Consider the following 16,207-nt stretch of genomic DNA (forward strand, 5'->3'; position numbering starts at 1 on the left):
GCTCAGGTGTAGAGCAGGCCAAGTATCCTAGTCTCTCCGGCCAGCATCCTGCCTATGTCAAGGCTCAGCTCACCGCATTTCGTGCGGGGACTCGTGACAACGATCCGAATGGCATGATGCGGGACGTTGCCAAGAAACTGACTGATCAGGATATCGAAGCCCTCTCCAAATATGTAGCGGGTCTGCACTGATATAGCTGTTATGGCTGATTTGAGTTGAAACGGGGAGTCTTGGCTCCCCGTTGTTTTTATGGCTTTCAGATAATTCTCGGTTTAATCCCCTTGTTTTGTAAGAGATCTTCCATTCTCAAGGCAGTCCAAGGCTCATTAATTTGCATGAAATGTTAAATATTCATTATTTATCAATTAATTATGCACACATTGAAATTTTTCGGCATGTTGAGAATGTTTTGAGTGGATTGAGTCGCTTTATAGAGTTGATACAGTAGGACCAATGGATTCACTCACGGATTGGGTGGCGTCACAGCAGGATGATGTTGTGAGCAGGGGATAGCTGGCGTGGCGGGATGCTACGGGTTCGCATGAGCTGGCAAAGGATTGAAGGATCAGGATGGTGATCATCTCAGGAACGGGATGGGGTTGCGGGATGCAAATTCCCCGGCACGACTCTGCAGGATGCGGTCGCGACGGGTCAAACAGGCACACGCACATTCAGGAACGACCACAATAAGGTCAGGATGACCTCACAACGATATGATGCGATGGCAAGTTGTCATGGAAAAGACGAAACAGATTGTTTTGCCATTCAGGATGGCGCTCGCATGAACATATCAAGGCAGCTTCGGCTGCCTTTTTTCTTTTGGGTCATTAACCCGATTAGCCATTCTGTGTCAAAATACCAGCAACATGCCCAGAGGATACCGATCCTGCGGTGTTCAGTGGCCTGATTGGGCCGGATTGGTGCGGGATCCTGCTCTTGTTCCAGCCTTACTGTTCCTCGCATCGTATCCCACCGGGTGAGATCATCCCGGGTACGGGTCAATCCAGTTATTTTTCGGAGTTAGCCATTCATGTCTGCTAAACAACCCACTCGCAAGCCTACTGGCAAGCGCAAAGAATCTGATGTCAGTGCTCAGGAAGGTCGTGAGCGCAAACGGGCTGCCAAGCGCAAGGGCTTGAAGGCTGGGTCCCGTCAGCAAGTCGAACAGTCGAAGAACAAGTCTGGCAACAGCCAGACCAAAGATCCGCGTATCGGTTCCCGCAAGCCGGTGGTACTGGTGGTGGATGACAAACAGAAGAAGCCGGCTGCGCCCAAGGCATTGAAAGAGAAGAAGCTGGTGATGACTCCCGAGCAGGAGCTGGCCTCCATCGAAAATGATGACCGCTTGAATGATCTGCTGGATCGTCTTGATGCCGGTGAAACCCTGGAAGCGGCCGAGCAGGCCTGGGTTGATCAGCGTGTCGATCGGTATCAGGAGCTGATGGATGAGCTGGGCATCATCGATAACGACGATGAAGATGACGAACTGCCGTTTGATGATGGCGATGATGCCGAGTTCGACGAGCAAAAACCGGCCTCCGAAGAGGAGTTGTGGGATCGTTTCAACCAGGTCGATTTCAAGCCGGAACCCAAGCCTGAGCCGAAGAAGAAGTGATGAGTGGATGGATGTTGGCCGCCCTGTTGGGCGGCCTGATTTTGTCAGGTTTGGCCATCTACGCAGGCATGCTGCTGGCCAAGCTGAGACGGCAGCAAGCGATGCAATGGCTGGCGATTGCTACCCGCAATGAGCGAATTCTGGATAGCGTGCGGGTCATTGCCCATGCGGTGCAGGACGGGCAGTGTGACTACTCCGAAGGTGCGATTCGGTTGACCAACCTGCTGGATGCGTTACAGATCAAGGGTGGGCGGGCGTTTGCTGCCGAGTTCCCGGGTCTGTACGGACTGTATGAGAAGGTGAAAGATATGCCGACTCATGAGGCCAGACGTGCCCTCAAGCGCAATGAAGTGATGAAGATGGACCTCGAACGCAGCAGCTACGAGGCCGAGCTGGAGGCTCAGATCCTCAAGGATGTGGCCCAACTGAAGGATTTTCAGTTAGGTCGGTGAGCCAACAATAACAACAAGAGAGGAAGCGAGCGTGCAAGCAGAACAGATTGTGTGGGATCAGGCCCTGATCGAAAAATATAACTACAGTGGCCCGCGATACACCTCTTATCCCACTGCGCTGGAGTTTAACGAGAGCTTCGGCTATCCGGATTTTGTCCGCGCTGCCGGCCAGTATCCCGAGCGCAATCTGTCGCTCTATGTGCATATCCCTTTCTGTCACAAGCTCTGCTATTACTGCGGCTGCAACAAGGTCATTACCCGCCATCAGCACAAGGCTGACGAGTACCTCGACTACCTGGAGCAGGAGATCAAGGCGCAGGCTCCGCTCTTCAAACATCGTCTGGTCACCCAGCTGCACTGGGGCGGTGGTACACCCACCTATCTGGATGAAGCGCAAACGCGCCGCCTGATGGCCATGCTGCGTGAGCACTTCCATTTCGCCGAAGAGGGGGAGTTCAGCATCGAGGTCGATCCGCGCGAGATCGCCATTACCATGCTGGATGTGCTGCGAGAAGTCGGCTTCAACCGTATCAGTCTTGGGGTGCAGGATTTCAACAAGGATGTGCAGGTTGCGGTCAACCGCGAGCAGGACAACGACTTTATTAAAGCCATGTTGGAACGGGCCCGAGAACTGGGTTTCCGCTCGACCAACCTAGACCTTATCTATGGCCTGCCGCATCAGGATCGTGCCAGCTTCCACCATACGCTGGAAGAGGTGCTCAAGACTGATCCGGCGCGCCTCTCCATCTTCAACTATGCCCATCTGCCGAGTCGCTTTGCCGCCCAGCGCAAGTTGAAAGAGGCGGATATGCCTGCTCCGCAGGAGAAGCTGGCCATGTTGCAGGATACTATCGCCTTCCTCACCGGTCAGGGTTACCAGTTTATCGGCATGGACCATTTTGCCAAACCCGATGACGAGCTGGCGGTGGCGCAGCGCGATGGCAAGCTGCACCGCAACTTCCAGGGCTATACCACCCAGGGTGATTGCGATCTGCTGGGGCTGGGGGTCTCCTCCATCAGCATGATCGGTGATGCCTATTCCCAGAACCAGAAAGAGCTCAAGGCCTATTACGCACAGGTTGCAGAGCTGGGCCATGCCCAGTGGAAAGGTTGCTCGCTCAATCAGGATGACCTGATCCGCCGCGAGGTGATCAAGCGGCTCATCTGTGATTTTCGCCTGAACTTTGCCTCTGTCGAGCAGGCGCACGGGCTCAATTTCAGAGAGTACTTTGCTGACGATCTCAAGCTGCTGCAGACCTTCATCAATGATGGATTGGTGTGTATGACGGAGGATGGTCTGGAGGTCTCCTCTACGGGGCACCTGCTGATCCGCAATATCTGCATGTGCTTCGATGTTTATCTGCGCAACAAGGCGCGTCAGCAGCAGTTCTCTCGCGTGATATAAGTTTTTTGCCGATGAGAAAACAGAGAAGGGCGCCATCGTGGCGCCCTTCTCATATGTATGTATTTTTGCTTAAGCAGCTGGTCTGGAAAGTTCGAGCAAGAAGGCGTTGCGGTGAGGCAAGTAATGGGGCGGTAAAACGCAGACGAAAAGATGGGGGCGACTTTCGTCGCCCCCGGTAGTCGTATCGCTCATATCCTTGAACGAAGTTGCTCCCTGCAATCCCTGACTGTTTACCTCTTCCTTTAGGTTTCCCCTTCCCAATCCCTTGGGGTGTCCTTTAGCCATCTTGGCCTGACGAGTCATCCTGTCCCGTCGCACTTTCTCCGTCCTGGGAGGTGTCCTTTACCACATCCTGTGGTGAGTCCATTTGCCCAACCCTGGCAGCCAGTCTTCCTGACCGACTTCATTGCGTCCGTGCATGAGTAACTATAAGGATTTTCTTACCGGGTACAACGGCAAGATGGAAAACGTTTTTATCATTAGCTATTTCGAAAGCAGTGCGTTTCGATTTATTCATTTATAAACATAATGTTAAGTGCTACGTCTTCATGTTTTAAGATCCTATCTTCCGATTATCTCGAGGATCTTTTTGGCTGTTTGCTTACATATGGAATGGCTGATCTCTTACACGACGTTTTGGTTACTTTGGAAACAGGTTTTGCAGTCTGATGATAGGCATCCGAGGTATGCAAGAAAGGCATAAAAGAGTGGTTGAATGCGGAATTATGAGCGCTGGTTGAGTCGCTCATAGATGGTCTGGCGCTCTTCCGGGGTGAGCGAAGAGAAGTAGTGGGTAAAGAGGCGCAGCAGCAGGGATTTGTTCATGCCGTCTTGCTGGGTCAGATTGCCCAACTCATCGATGGCCACTGTGCTCATGGAGAAGGTGGCCTTTTTGTAGTTGGGTTTCAGGTGTTCGCCGCTCTCGATAAAGGCCAGCGCCGACAAGGCCTCATCCCGGTGCAGGCTCAGTTCAAGGCTGACCACCTTGGGTTTGCCCTTGGCGTAGAACTCTGCATCTTCAATAAACTCGTCGACGGTAAACTTCTTCTGGTGATGCAACTGGTGCTTTTTCTTCAGATCGGCCAGACCCATTTCACACCCCCACTTGCAGGAACTCTTTGGCGATGGCCCGGATCTCCTCGGCGGATTTGCCATCCGGTTCGATCTCCATTACAGATAGCCCCTTCTCCTCGCTGTCGTCGTAAACATTGCGGCCATAGGTGATGGAGTTCAGTACGTCGACCCCGAATGAGGAGCAAACCTCTTTCGCCTCCAGAATGCGTTTCACCTGATTGGGGAGGGAAGGGCATTGGGTCAGCACCACGGCAGCATTGAGGGTTGGATTGACCATCTTGCAGGTGGTGATCAAATCTTCCATATGGGGCAGGGTTTTTAGGTCGCGGCGTTTCGGGCGCAGAGGGATCAGGGCATGGGTGGCGACGGCCATGGTGGAGCGCAGTGCCCGATTGTCTTGCCCGCCACAGTCGACGATGACGTAGTCGTAGCGGTTTTTCAGGCTGAGCAGATCGTTGCGAATATTGCCGTAAAGCTGAACGCAGTTGATCTGTGGCAGCTCCGGGTTGTCGTTGCGCTCTTGAATCCAGTCCGAGGTGGTACGTTGCGGGTCGCAATCGACCAGTAATACCTCCCCCTGAAATTGGGATCGGAGGTAGACCGCCAGATTCTGTGCCAGGCAGCTCTTGCCACTTCCCCCTTTTTCTCCACCGACCAACAAGATCATGATGTTCCCCTATCCATGAGAAAACTGCTGATTTCAGTATAGGAGGGGCCTGCCTCATCACAAGGCGAGAGGAGGGATACTCCTCTCGCGGCTTTGGCTAGTAATGCACGCTGCCTCCATGCCAGCGGCAGACATATTCAGGCACCAGCATTTGGGGGGCCTTGTCGACATGACAGACAACCATCGGGATGGCAGGGGCTCCTTCAGCCTGGCTAAGGGTCGGGAGCGCAGAGAGCAGCAGAGTAGCGAGCAGCAGTCTGGGTTTCATCTTCATAACAACTCCTTGGTAGTGCCATTCATCTGTGATCTGGATCACCTTCTGAGTTAAGTCGAGGTTGGTACCAGCGCAAGGCGGGACGAATAAATTCAATTAATGAAAAAAGTATCAAAAGGCGTCGTAGTGACAGGCGAGGATGGTTGTCAGCTTCGATGCGGACTTTGTGCATATCAAGTGGAATTGGACGGGGAGGTGGCGCTGTACAAGGCAGGGCGCAAAGGGGATGGCACTCATGCCATGATCTGGGACAAGAAAAGATTTATGCAGTGATCGTGGCCGATGTGAGTATTTATTTCTCCTCTGCTCCACTTGTCACGCTGATGTATTCAGTTTTCACTCAACAATATTCAAAAACTATTCTCATTTGGTTTTATTTATTTGATTTTTAATGTTTTTATTATTTTTTGTTTAATTGTGGAAGTGAGCTGTAATGAATAAAAAAGGAATCAACATGAAATATAGCGGGGTGGTTGTGCATGAGTATGCGACCTTGGTTGTTTGAAAAATGTTCGGTTTGCTACTTGGCTCATAGATTGAGCGGTGAATATATTCAGTCAGAAGTGAATGTGATCAATGTCTAAGTTTGTCGTAATTGGCAGGTCTAACCTCGGTCTCGAAAGGCAAGGGCAGGATAGAACATAAGCCGATTACCCTACATAAAGAATATCCCGCCTTAGCCACGAGCATGAATAGAAGGAATCTATTCAATCACTCGCAGGGACCACTGCTAGACGGAATATAATCATGAGCAAATTTTATGTAGGTTCTGAAGTTGGCCAATTGCGCCGTGTCATGTTGCACCGCCCCAACCTCAGTCTGAAGCGTCTGACTCCTTCCAACTGCCAGGACCTGCTGTTCGATGACGTCCTGTCTGTTGAACGCGCCGGTCAGGAGCACGACAAATTCGCTCAGGTACTGCGCGATCAGAATGTCGAAGTTTTCCTGCTGACCAATCTGCTGGCCGAGACCCTGGACGTGCCGGAAGCCAAAACCTGGCTGCTGCAACATCAGGTCTCCGACTACCGCCTCGGCTCTTCTTTTGCCAACGACGTGCGCTGCTTCCTGGCAGACATGCCGCACCGCGAACTGGCCCGCATTCTCTCCGGCGGCCTGACCTACTCCGAGATGCCCTACAGCGGCGTCAACATGGTAGTAGGCATGCATGCGCCGACCGATTTCATCATCGAGCCGCTGCCCAACCACCTCTTCACTCGTGACACCTCCTGCTGGGTTTACGGTGGCGTCTCCATCAACCCGATGGCCAAACAGGCTCGTCGCCGCGAAACCAACCATGTGAAGGCCATCTACCGCTGGCACCCGATGTTTGCCGGTCAGGACTTTATCAAGTACTTCGGTGACGAGGAGCGCGACTACGACAACTCCACTATCGAAGGTGGCGACGTACTGGTCATCGGCCGCGGCGCCGTGCTGATCGGCATGTCCGAGCGCACCACTCCGCAAGGGGTCGAGCATCTGGCTCGCAGCCTGTTCAAACATGGTCAGGCCAAGCAGGTCATCGCCATGGAACTGCCGAAACACCGCAGCTGCATGCACCTGGATACCGTCATGACCCATATGGATGTCGATACCTTCTCCGTCTATCCGGAAGTGATCCGCAAGGATGTGCAGTGCTGGAGCCTGACTCCGGGTGGCGCTACCGGCATGAACATCAAGGAAGAGGGTTACTTCGTCACCGCTATCGAGAAAGCGCTGGGCGTGGATCAGCTGAAGATCATCACCACTGGCGGTGACAGCTTCGAGGCCGAACGGGAGCAGTGGAACGATGCCAACAACGTGCTGACCGTGCGTCCCGGCGTGGTGGTGGGCTACGAGCGCAACACCTACACCAACGAGAAGTATGACAAGGCTGGTATCAAGGTTCTCTCCATCCCGGGTGATGAACTGGGCCGTGGCCGCGGCGGCGCCCGCTGCATGAGCTGCCCGATGGAACGCGACAGCATCTGATGAGACGGCGTGGCGCTGGCAGAGGCTGGCGCCACACAGACCCAAACTCGAGATTAACCACTATGAAAAAACCAACTGTCGTCGTCGCTCTGGGTGGCAATGCTCTGCTCCGTCGTGGTGAGCCACTGGAAGCGGATATCCAGCGCAAGAACATCGCAACTGCCGCCAAGACCATCGCCCTGATTGCTCAGGAGTACAACGTGGTGCTGGTGCATGGCAACGGCCCGCAAGTCGGCCTGCTGGCCCTGCAAAACAGCGCCTACACCAAGGTCTCTCCCTATCCGCTGGATGTGTTGGGGGCCGAGTCCCAGGGGATGATCGGCTACATGCTGATTCAGGAGCTCAAGAACTTGATGCCGAGCCGCAACGTCACCGCGCTGCTGACTCAGGTACAGGTAGATCCCAAGGATCCGGCGTTTGCCAATCCGACCAAATTTATCGGCCCTGTCTATGAAGAAGCGGAAGCCCGCGCCCTGGCAGAAGAGAAGCACTGGGTGGTCAAGGCTGACGGCAAGTTCTTCCGCCGCGTGGTGCCATCCCCGCTACCCCAGCGCATCGTCGAAGGCGACGCCATCGAAACCCTGATTGCCCAGGGCCACCTCATCATCTGTACCGGTGGTGGTGGTATCCCGGTGACCTGGGATGGCCAGAGCCTGACCGGTATCGAAGCGGTGATCGACAAAGACATGTCTGCCGCCTATCTGGCCAAGCAGATCAAGGCCGACGCCCTGCTGATCCTGACTGATGCCGATGCTGTCTACCTGGATTGGGGCAAACCGACCCAGCGTCCGCTGCGGGTGACCAGCCCGGACGAGCTGGCCGGAGTCAAGTTCGACGCAGGTTCCATGGGACCGAAAGTCGAAGCCTCTTGTGAATTTGTCAAGGCGACCGGCGGCATGGTCGGGATCGGCTCGCTGGAAGATGGCCTCGCCATCCTCAAGGGGGAAGCCGGCACCAATATCGTCGCCACCCGCACCGTGAATGCGTAATTGAAACTCGGCCCTCCGGGGTTTGCACAAATCTGTACTGAAGAATGCGTAGTCAACACTACTGCCGAAATTGGTCTGAACAAATATAGAGAGAACTCATCATGGCTTTTAATCTGCGTAACCGTAACTTCCTGAAACTGCTGGACTTCACCCCGCGCGAAATCCAATACATGATTGACCTGGCCATCGACCTGAAAAAAGCCAAATACGGTGGCTACGAGCGCAAACACCTGACCGGCAAAAACATTGCCCTGATTTTCGAGAAGACCTCCACCCGCACCCGCTGTGCGTTTGAAGTGGCGGCCTTCGACCAGGGCGCTCAGGTCTCCTACCTTGGCCCAAGCGGTTCCCAGATCGGTCACAAGGAGTCCATGAAGGACACCGCCCGGGTACTGGGCCGCATGTATGACGGTATCGAATACCGTGGCTACGGCCAGGAGATCGTGGAAGAGCTGGGTGCCTACGCCGGTGTACCGGTCTGGAACGGCCTGACCAACGAATTCCACCCGACCCAGATCCTGGCTGACTTCATGACCATGCTGGAGCACGGCAAGGGCAAGCGTCTGGATCAAATCAAATTCGCCTACCTGGGTGATGCCCGCAACAACATGGGTAACTCCCTGATGGTCGGCGCCGCCAAAATGGGCATGGACATCCGTCTGGTTGCGCCGAAAGCCTTCTGGCCGGAAGAGGAGCTGGTTGCCAAGTGCCGCCTGATCGCCGAAGAGACCGGCGCGCGCATCACCCTGACCGAAGATGTCAAAGAGGGTGTGCTGGGCACCGACTTCCTCTACACCGACGTTTGGGTATCCATGGGTGAAGCGAAAGAAGCCTGGGATCAGCGCGTCAAACTGATGACCCCGTATCAGGTCAACATGGATGTCATCAACGCCACCAAGAACCCCGATGTGAAGTTCATGCACTGCCTGCCGGCGTTCCACAACGACGAGACCACCATGGGCAAGGAAGTGGCTGACAAATATGGCATGAAAGGCCTGGAAGTGACCGAGGATGTGTTCGAATCCGGGCACAGCATCGTGTTCGACGAGGCCGAAAACCGGATGCACACCATCAAGGCAGTGATGGTTGCTACGCTGGGCGACTAAGGTCGCAGTAGTGGTGCCGGGGGGTGACCCCCGGCTTTTCGACCATGTGACAGCGGCATAATACCTCTAACCCTACAACCCGCAGCCTGCATGGATACCACACCCACAGAAGGAAGCTGGACCATGACCAAATTCAAGTTCCCGTCAGCCTACACGATACTGTTTGTGCTGATCGCCCTGGTGGCCGCCCTGAGCTGGATAGTGCCGGCCGGCAAATACGAGATGACCATGAACGAAGCCCTCGGCAAAGAAGTGCCGGTGGCGGGTACCTACAAACTGGTGGAGGGGAATCCCCAGGGGATCGTCGATGTGCTGCTGGCACCTATCGATGGCCTCTACAACCATGACACCTATCAGGCAGGCGCCATCGACGTCTCCCTGTTTATCCTGATCATCGGTGGTTTTCTTGGCATTGTGACCAAGACCGGTGCCATCGATGCCGGTATCGAACGTGTTACCGATCGTCTGCGTGGCCGTGAAGAGTGGATGATCCCGATCCTGATGGCGCTGTTCGCCGCAGGGGGCACCATCTACGGCATGGCCGAAGAGTCGCTGCCTTTCTACACCCTGCTGGTGCCGGTGATGATGGCCGCCCGTTTCGACCCGGTGGTGGCTGCGGCAACCGTATTGCTGGGCGCCGGTATCGGTACTCTCGGTTCCACCATCAACCCGTTTGCGACCGTTATCGCGGCCAACGCGGCCGGTATCTCCTTCACCGACGGTATCTGGCTGCGCGTCGCCATGCTGGTCGCTGGCTGGTTGCTCTGTGTCGCCTACGTGATGCGTTACGCCAAGATGGTGCGCAATGATCCCAGCAGATCGCTGGTGGCTGACAAGTGGGAAGAGAACCGTGCCCACTTCCTTGGCAACAAGAGCGATCAGATGCTGGAGTTCACCCTGACCCGTAAAATCGTGCTGGGTATCTTCGTCGCCGCCTTTGCCGTGATGATCTACGGTGTGGCCGTGCTGGGCTGGTGGATGGCGCAGATCTCCGGCGTGTTCCTGGCTGCCGCCATCATCGTCGGTATCATCTCCCGCATGAGCGAGGAGGAGCTGACCTCCAACTTCATCGATGGTGCCCGCGACCTGCTGGGTGTAGCCCTGATCATCGGTATCGCCCGCGGTATCGTGGTGGTAATGGATAACGGCATGATCACTCACACCATTTTGCACAGTGCAGAAGGGATCGTGACCGGCCTCTCCACCATCGTCTTTATCAACGTGATGTTCGTGCTGGAAGTGGTGCTCTCCTTCCTGGTGCCGTCCTCCTCTGGTCTGGCCGTGCTGACCATGCCGATCATGGCGCCGCTGGCCGACTTCGCCAACGTGGGTCGCGATCTGGTGGTGACTGCTTACCAGTCTGCTTCCGGTCTGGTGAACCTGGTGACCCCGACCTCCGCCGTGGTCATGGGTGGTCTGGCCATCGCCAAGGTGCCCTACGTGCGCTGGCTGAAGTGGGTGGCTCCGCTGCTCGCCATGCTGACCGTGCTGATCGTGGTCTGCCTGAGCCTGGGTGCCGTGCTCTGATTAGTTGACAAGAGAAAGCCGAAAGCGGGAGCCACTGGCTCCCGTTTTTTATGGGCGCAAGTGAAGGCCGCAAATGAGAGGCAACAAAAAGGCGACCTGCGGGTCGCCTCGATGCATTTGGGGGAGGGGGCTAACGCGCCTGCGCCAGGGTGCGCACCACGGCGGCGTGGGCCTGACGGGTACGGCTGATGTGGCGCGGCGCGACCAGCACCACGTCGTTGCCCGCGACGGCGCCCATGATCTCGGGATTGGCGTTGCGATCCAGCAGGCGGGCCACCACGGTAGCGGCGCCGGGGGTGGTGTGGATTAGCACCATCTGCTGGTTGTGCACCACTTCGCGCACCATGTCGTGGATCGAGCGGGTGCTGCCTGCGGGCTCCAGCTGCTCGTCGACCAGGGTGTAGACCTTCTTGCCGTTGGCATTCTGCGCCTTGGCAACGCCGAGGCGGCGCAGCAGGCGGGAGATGGTGGACTGGCTGATGTCGGCAAAGCCACGCTCTGACAGCTCGCGGCGGATCTCTTCCTGGGTGCTGTAGCAGTGCTGACCGATGATCTGGCGACAGGCATCCAGCTGGGCCAGATCGGGCTCTTGGGCAACGGGACGACTGAGGGTTTTGACCACGGCGAATTCCTTTGACGATGATCGGAGGTAAACGCGCGATATCTGCCATAGCGGTCAGTTATCAGCCAAAAACACTGATAATCAATCTATATGCAGGGAATGAACGGGCATTACCATCTTGGGATGGCAAATTATAGCTGACTGGAAATTCGGTGATGTGACAGGGTTCAAAAATGGGCCCCGCAGGGCCCAATCAGATATCAGTCACGCTCGCTGACGATGTCCTGAGTGAAGGACTTCTCGCAATATTTGCACTTCATCCGTACCACGCCTTTTACTTCCCGTACCCGGAAGTAGCTGTCCACCGGCTCGTTGTGGGAGATGCAGTTGGAGTTGGGGCAGTGGAACACCCCGGTGATGAACTCCGGCAGCTCCAGCTGGTGCTTCTTCACCACATTGAAGTCTTCGATGATGTTGACGGTCGCTTTCGGGGCGAACAGCGCCAGCTGGTTGGCCTGCTGCTCGGTCAGGCGGGTGTTCTCAATCTTGATGAGATCCTTTTTGCCCAGTGCGCCGGATTTCAGGTTGAAGCCGACGGTGATCCGCTCCTGGGTTTCAATCAGCTGGAACAGCTTGAGGATCTTGATGCCCTGGCCAGCGGGGATGTGATCGATGACGGAGCCGTGACGGATGGCTTCGACTTGCAGTTGGTTCTTGTCAGACATGATATTCCCCTAAGCTCAGACAGTTTCGTTCAGTACCAGTGCCAGCAGCGCCTGGCGTGCATAGACCCCGTTCTCCGCCTGCTGGAAGTAGCAAGCGTGGGGGGTCTTGTCGACCGCCACATCGATCTCGTCGACGCGGGGCAGGGGATGCAGGATCTTCATGGTGGGCTTGGCCCCTTCCAGGGTCGCCAGCTCCAGAATGAACTTGGCGGCCATGTGCTTGTATTCGGTCTCGTCGAAGCGCTCTTTCTGGACGCGGGTCATGTAGAGGATGTCCAGCTCCGGCATCACCTCTTCCATGGTCTGGTGGACGCTGAACTGGATGCCTTTTTCTTCCAGCTCTTCGCAGATGTAGTCCGGCATCGCCAGCGCTTCCGGGGAGATGAAGAAGAAGCGGCAGTTGAACAGGCTGAGGGCCTGGGCCAGCGAGTGGACAGTGCGGCCATATTTCAGGTCACCGACGAAGGCGACATTGAGGTTGTCCAGACGACCCTGGGTCTCATGGATGGTGAACAGGTCGAGCAGGGTCTGGCTCGGATGCTGGTTGGAGCCGTCGCCGCCGTTGATGACCGGCACCCGGGAGAACTCGGAGGCCAGACGGGCTGCCCCCTCTTTCGGGTGGCGCATCACCACCGCATCCGAGTAGGAGCCGATGATCTTGATGGAGTCAGCCAGCGTCTCGCCCTTCTTGGCGCTGGTGTTGCCACCGTCGGCGAAGCCGATGATGTTGCCGCCGAGGCGCTGTACCGCGGTCTCGAACGAGAGGCGGGTGCGGGTGGAGGCTTCGAAGAAGCAGCTGGCAACCAGCTTGTCTTTCAACAGGCTGGTGTCAGGTTCAGCCTTCAACCGTTGTGCGGTTGAGACTACCAGTTCCATTTCTGACCGGGTCAGGTCCGAAATGGAGATGACATGTTTCTTATAGAGTGGATTGGTCATCGTCTGCATTCCCTTTGACATCATTGGAGGTTTTTCGGGCACAAAAAAAAGCCCCTGAAACAGGGGCTTTTTTTAAAAATAACTGGGGATCGTTGGGGTGGGAACCGGAAACAACGGGGCCGCTCTGGTGCGCACCACCCGTCTGCAAGGCTGTTTTCTGAATCAAAAACTGCATCGTTTCGTCCCGACCTTTTTCAAAACCGGACAGATTATAGGGCCGCTTTTTTAATTGTCAAAATTTTATTTCTGATGCCAATTTCAGCATGAAAAACGTTTAAGTGGCGGGAACAGGGCGACAAATCCACACCCTGTGCGTCTCTTGCAGCGATTCCCCATCGCGGGCCATGGCGCGCAAATAACCGAGTCTGTGGTGCCCTTCCAGCAGGCAGTAGGGTTGCGGCAGCGCTTGCCCGTTCGGGTAACTGCACCCCTCGGCGGGCGCCAGCACGATGACCGGTTCGGGCCAGGTGCCTTCGCTCAGCATCTTCTCGCCGAGCCAGGAGCGGCGCACATAGCGGTTGCTGCGCAGCATCTCGCCCCAGCGCTCGATCACCTCCATATGGCGGGAGTTCACCTGATCCACCAGTTGCGCGGTGGGCCAGCTTTCGCAGGTGAACTGATGGCTGGCGAGATCGATAAAGCTCCAGTTGGACTCAAAACCGCGCCAATGGCGGTAAATCCACTGGGAGAGCACATTTTCAGGAATAAAGGGCACCAGCGGCGCGACCCGTTCAAGATAGGCGGGCAGGGACTCTGTTTTGCGTTCATCCCTGAAGTTGAGGGGCGCCAGTTGTTGGAGCAATCGGTAATTGAGCATAAGTGGCCTCCCGGTACCTGATTTCACCCTACCCCCATTTATGTCCCATTCCTACCCCGGCAGGGCTGCAAATACAGCAAGTTATCCCGCTTTGCTGCACAAATAACCGCGACTTGTTCGGGATTTGTGCAATCGCATCGAAAGCGTAAAAAAAGCCTTTACCTTTGATCTCCACTTTGTATACTACGCCTCGTTTGTTGCAGGGGCGTAGTTCCAATTGGTAGAACAGCGGTCTCCAAAACCGATGGTTGCGGGTTCGAGTCCTGCCGCCCCTGCCATTTTCAGAAAGGCCAGCTCATTGAGCTGGCCTTTCGCATTTCTGGCGTTCGCCATCTCTCTCCGTTAGCCCCCTTTTTGCCTGCCATCTATCTTCTTGCCTGCTCGATCCATCTTCGACAATTTCAACCGCCCTGAACGACAGGTCAGCTGGCACCGACCCGCGTTTTGAGGGCCTCCATCAACCGCTGGTGACGGGCGGGGAGCGGCCACTCGGCGCGGTAGATCAGCCAGAGGGTGTCGATCACCTCGATCCGGCTTTGGAGCACCCGGATCTTCTCCTGTTGGGCAAAGGCGGTGACGGCGAAGCGGGGCAGCACGGTAAAGCCGAGGCCGCGGGCGACCGGCTCCAGGATCAGGCCGATCTGGTTGGTAAAGCCGCGCAGCGGGATCTCGTCAACGCGCTGGCCGGGGTAGCGTCGTCCCAGCAGGCGTTGTGCCATGCTGCGGCCATCCGGGTGATCGATAAAACCGAGTTGGCAGAGGTGCTGCCAGCTCTGCTCCTCGCCATCGTTGGGCACCACCAGACAGAGGGGCTCGCGGGCGAACGGCTCGGCGGCGAGGCTGGGGTGTTCCGGCGGCTGATCCACCAGTCCCAGATCGCTGCGCCCCGCCAGCACCGCCTGCACTATGTCGGGGGTGGGGGCGAAACGGTGCTGGATGGTGAGCCCGGGGTGCTCCTGTTGCTGGTCGAGCAGCAGGGGATAGAGCAACAGACCGATGCTACCCGGGGTGGACAGGGTGATGGTGCCGCTATGGGGATCGTCGTCCGAGAGGCGGGCCCGCAGCTGTTCGGCGGCCTGCTCCTGCTGGCGGGCGAAGTCGAGCAGCACCAGCCCGCGTGGAGTGAGCTCCAGCTGACGGGGCTTGCGCAGCAGCAGGGGGCCGAATTCGGCCTCGAGGCGCGAGATGTGCTGACTGACGGCGGCCTGGGTGAGATCCAGCCGATCGGCGGCGCGGGTAAAACTGCCGGTTTCATGCACCACCAGCAGGGTGTGGAGCCAGAGTGGATTAATCATAAATTTAATTTATGCCTTCCATTAGTTTGACCTTATTTTTCATTATGGCGCCTCTTCCTATCATGTCACCTGTTTCCCACACACAGTTTCAAGGTGACTTATGACTTACCCGCGCAACTTCTCCCACATCGGCATCACGGTGACTGACCTCGACCAAGCGGTCGAGTTCTATACCCAGGTGATGGGCTGGTATCTCATCATGCCGGCCACCACCATCACCGAGGATGACTCCGCCATCGGCGTGATGTGCAACGACGTGTTCGGCCCGGGCTGGGGTTCTTTCCGCATCGCCCACCTCTCTACCGGCGACAAGATCGGCATCGAGCTGTTCGAGTTCCCCAACAGCGAGCGCCGCGAGAACAACTTCGAATTCTGGAAGAGCGGGGTGTTCCACTTCAGCGTGCAGGATCCGGATGTCGAGGGGCTGGCGGCGCGCATCGTCGCGGCGGGCGGCAAGCAGCGGATGCCGGTGCGCGAGTACTACCCGGGCGAGAAGCCCTACCGCATGGTCTACATGGAAGATCCCTTCGGCAACATCATCGAGATCTACAGCCACAGCTATGAGCTGACCTACTCCGCCGGTGCATATCAGGGGTAAGTGACAGGCCGCCTTCGGGCGGCCTGCTGCTTGTTGTGAAATGGCTCAGTAGCATGGAATAGCGAAGCGGAACTCTTTGAAAGCAATCTCTGTTGTTGATAGATGTGAAAATATACAGATTCACTAAAGTCTGTTCATGTTGCGGCCGATAGCCCGGATCACACGGGGTTTTCCCTGCCTGACACAACAACAACAAG

General features: G+C 56.3%; 18 protein-coding genes and 1 tRNA gene. 10 read left to right on the forward strand and 9 right to left on the reverse strand.

What is annotated here, in order from left to right; genetic code table 11:
- The 4 genes from LD28_RS0113470 to hemN form a co-directional block, all read left to right on the forward strand.
- Positions 1 to 191: c-type cytochrome (locus tag LD28_RS0113470; protein WP_033137475.1), on the forward strand; the 191-nt coding region annotated here is incomplete at its 5' end.
- A gap of 839 nt (positions 192 to 1,030) precedes the next feature.
- A complete protein-coding gene (gene yihI, locus LD28_RS0113475) occupies positions 1,031 to 1,615 on the forward strand; it encodes a Der GTPase-activating protein YihI (RefSeq protein WP_033137476.1) in 585 nt (194 codons plus the stop codon).
- A gap of 11 nt (positions 1,616 to 1,626) precedes the next feature.
- Positions 1,627 to 2,067, forward strand: a complete 441-nt coding sequence (locus tag LD28_RS0113480; RefSeq protein WP_033137477.1) for a DUF2489 domain-containing protein — start codon at positions 1,627 to 1,629, stop codon at positions 2,065 to 2,067.
- A 31-nt stretch (positions 2,068 to 2,098) separates the two neighbouring features.
- On the forward strand, positions 2,099 to 3,472 hold the full coding sequence (gene hemN / locus LD28_RS0113485) for an oxygen-independent coproporphyrinogen III oxidase (protein ID WP_033137478.1): 1,374 nt from the start codon (positions 2,099 to 2,101) through the stop codon (positions 3,470 to 3,472).
- Between the two features lie 723 nt (positions 3,473 to 4,195).
- On the opposite strand, the gene LD28_RS0113490 is transcribed toward hemN, so the two are convergent.
- The 3 genes from LD28_RS0113490 to LD28_RS23570 all read right to left on the reverse strand — a co-directional run bounded on the left by LD28_RS0113490 (position 4,196) and on the right by LD28_RS23570 (position 5,487).
- Positions 4,196 to 4,564: a hypothetical protein gene (locus tag LD28_RS0113490; RefSeq protein WP_033137479.1), complete on the reverse strand. Its 369-nt coding sequence runs from the start codon at positions 4,562 to 4,564 to the stop codon at positions 4,196 to 4,198.
- A 1-nt stretch (position 4,565) separates the two neighbouring features.
- A complete protein-coding gene (locus LD28_RS0113495) occupies positions 4,566 to 5,213 on the reverse strand; it encodes an AAA family ATPase (RefSeq protein ID WP_033137480.1) in 648 nt (215 codons plus the stop codon).
- A 97-nt stretch (positions 5,214 to 5,310) separates the two neighbouring features.
- A complete protein-coding gene (locus LD28_RS23570; protein ID WP_167334785.1) occupies positions 5,311 to 5,487 on the reverse strand; it encodes a hypothetical protein in 177 nt (58 codons plus the stop codon).
- Between the two features lie 747 nt (positions 5,488 to 6,234).
- Between LD28_RS23570 and arcA the strand changes: the two genes are divergently transcribed.
- The 4 genes from arcA (at position 6,235) to LD28_RS0113515 (ending at position 11,077) form a co-directional block, all read left to right on the forward strand.
- Complete coding sequence (arcA, locus tag LD28_RS0113500; RefSeq protein WP_033137481.1) at positions 6,235 to 7,455, forward strand: arginine deiminase; 1,221 nt, start codon at positions 6,235 to 6,237, stop codon at positions 7,453 to 7,455.
- 62 nt (positions 7,456 to 7,517) lie between these two features.
- Positions 7,518 to 8,444: a carbamate kinase gene (arcC, locus tag LD28_RS0113505; RefSeq protein WP_033137482.1), complete on the forward strand. Its 927-nt coding sequence runs from the start codon at positions 7,518 to 7,520 to the stop codon at positions 8,442 to 8,444.
- A 101-nt stretch (positions 8,445 to 8,545) separates the two neighbouring features.
- On the forward strand, positions 8,546 to 9,550 hold the full coding sequence (argF, locus tag LD28_RS0113510) for an ornithine carbamoyltransferase (RefSeq protein ID WP_033137483.1): 1,005 nt from the start codon (positions 8,546 to 8,548) through the stop codon (positions 9,548 to 9,550).
- A 123-nt stretch (positions 9,551 to 9,673) separates the two neighbouring features.
- Positions 9,674 to 11,077 (forward strand): YfcC family protein, encoded by a 1,404-nt coding sequence (locus tag LD28_RS0113515; RefSeq protein ID WP_033114794.1) that lies wholly within the window; start codon positions 9,674 to 9,676, stop codon positions 11,075 to 11,077.
- 130 nt (positions 11,078 to 11,207) lie between these two features.
- Here the strand turns inward: LD28_RS0113515 and LD28_RS0113520 are convergent, their stop codons facing one another.
- The 5 genes from LD28_RS0113520 to LD28_RS0113535 all read right to left on the reverse strand — a co-directional run bounded on the left by LD28_RS0113520 (position 11,208) and on the right by LD28_RS0113535 (position 14,117).
- Positions 11,208 to 11,699: an arginine repressor gene (locus LD28_RS0113520; protein WP_005339728.1), complete on the reverse strand. Its 492-nt coding sequence runs from the start codon at positions 11,697 to 11,699 to the stop codon at positions 11,208 to 11,210.
- A 200-nt stretch (positions 11,700 to 11,899) separates the two neighbouring features.
- Positions 11,900 to 12,364 carry an aspartate carbamoyltransferase regulatory subunit gene (gene pyrI, locus LD28_RS0113525; protein WP_033114796.1) on the reverse strand — a complete coding sequence of 155 codons (465 nt, stop codon included), beginning with the start codon at positions 12,362 to 12,364 and terminating at the stop codon, positions 11,900 to 11,902.
- Positions 12,365 to 12,379: 15 nt separating this feature from the next.
- Complete coding sequence (gene pyrB, locus LD28_RS0113530) at positions 12,380 to 13,300, reverse strand: aspartate carbamoyltransferase (protein WP_005339735.1); 921 nt, start codon at positions 13,298 to 13,300, stop codon at positions 12,380 to 12,382.
- Positions 13,281 to 13,475, reverse strand: a complete 195-nt coding sequence (locus LD28_RS23120; RefSeq protein ID WP_013724188.1) for a hypothetical protein — start codon at positions 13,473 to 13,475, stop codon at positions 13,281 to 13,283. Before LD28_RS23120 ends, pyrB begins: the two co-directional genes overlap by 20 nt.
- Before the next feature lie 99 nt (positions 13,476 to 13,574).
- Entirely contained in the window at positions 13,575 to 14,117 is a 543-nt protein-coding gene (locus LD28_RS0113535) for a hypothetical protein (protein ID WP_033137484.1), read from the reverse strand.
- Positions 14,118 to 14,318: 201 nt separating this feature from the next.
- Between LD28_RS0113535 and LD28_RS0113540 the strand changes: the two genes are divergently transcribed.
- Positions 14,319 to 14,395 (forward strand) — tRNA-Trp (locus LD28_RS0113540).
- A gap of 144 nt (positions 14,396 to 14,539) precedes the next feature.
- On the opposite strand, the gene LD28_RS0113545 is transcribed toward LD28_RS0113540, so the two are convergent.
- Positions 14,540 to 15,412, reverse strand: coding sequence for a LysR family transcriptional regulator (locus tag LD28_RS0113545; RefSeq protein WP_033137485.1), 873 nt, complete (start codon positions 15,410 to 15,412; stop codon positions 14,540 to 14,542).
- Between the two features lie 100 nt (positions 15,413 to 15,512).
- Between LD28_RS0113545 and LD28_RS0113550 the strand changes: the two genes are divergently transcribed.
- On the forward strand, positions 15,513 to 16,010 hold the full coding sequence (locus LD28_RS0113550) for a lactoylglutathione lyase family protein (RefSeq protein ID WP_033114802.1): 498 nt from the start codon (positions 15,513 to 15,515) through the stop codon (positions 16,008 to 16,010).
- The last annotated feature ends 197 nt before the right edge of the window (positions 16,011 to 16,207 follow it).

It is taken from the genome of Aeromonas finlandensis, from assembly GCF_000764645.1.
In the GTDB taxonomy this organism is placed as follows: Bacteria; Pseudomonadota; Gammaproteobacteria; order Enterobacterales; family Aeromonadaceae; genus Aeromonas; species Aeromonas finlandensis.

Coding starts and splice junctions, on each gene's coding strand:
- LD28_RS0113535 (WP_033137484.1), bottom strand. CDS start 14,117: ATGCTCAATTACCGATTGCTCCAACAACTGGCGCCCCTCAACTTCAGG.
- LD28_RS23570 (WP_167334785.1), bottom strand. CDS start 5,487: ATGAAGATGAAACCCAGACTGCTGCTCGCTACTCTGCTGCTCTCTGCG.
- LD28_RS0113545 (WP_033137485.1), bottom strand. CDS start 15,412: ATGATTAATCCACTCTGGCTCCACACCCTGCTGGTGGTGCATGAAACC.
- argF (WP_033137483.1), top strand. CDS start 8,546: ATGGCTTTTAATCTGCGTAACCGTAACTTCCTGAAACTGCTGGACTTC.
- pyrB (WP_005339735.1), bottom strand. CDS start 13,300: ATGACCAATCCACTCTATAAGAAACATGTCATCTCCATTTCGGACCTG.
- arcA (WP_033137481.1), top strand. CDS start 6,235: ATGAGCAAATTTTATGTAGGTTCTGAAGTTGGCCAATTGCGCCGTGTC.
- yihI (WP_033137476.1), top strand. CDS start 1,031: ATGTCTGCTAAACAACCCACTCGCAAGCCTACTGGCAAGCGCAAAGAA.
- LD28_RS0113480 (WP_033137477.1), top strand. CDS start 1,627: ATGTTGGCCGCCCTGTTGGGCGGCCTGATTTTGTCAGGTTTGGCCATC.
- arcC (WP_033137482.1), top strand. CDS start 7,518: ATGAAAAAACCAACTGTCGTCGTCGCTCTGGGTGGCAATGCTCTGCTC.
- LD28_RS0113495 (WP_033137480.1), bottom strand. CDS start 5,213: ATGATCTTGTTGGTCGGTGGAGAAAAAGGGGGAAGTGGCAAGAGCTGC.
- LD28_RS0113550 (WP_033114802.1), top strand. CDS start 15,513: ATGACTTACCCGCGCAACTTCTCCCACATCGGCATCACGGTGACTGAC.
- LD28_RS0113490 (WP_033137479.1), bottom strand. CDS start 4,564: ATGGGTCTGGCCGATCTGAAGAAAAAGCACCAGTTGCATCACCAGAAG.
- LD28_RS23120 (WP_013724188.1), bottom strand. CDS start 13,475: ATGCAGTTTTTGATTCAGAAAACAGCCTTGCAGACGGGTGGTGCGCAC.
- pyrI (WP_033114796.1), bottom strand. CDS start 12,364: ATGTCTGACAAGAACCAACTGCAAGTCGAAGCCATCCGTCACGGCTCC.
- LD28_RS0113515 (WP_033114794.1), top strand. CDS start 9,674: ATGACCAAATTCAAGTTCCCGTCAGCCTACACGATACTGTTTGTGCTG.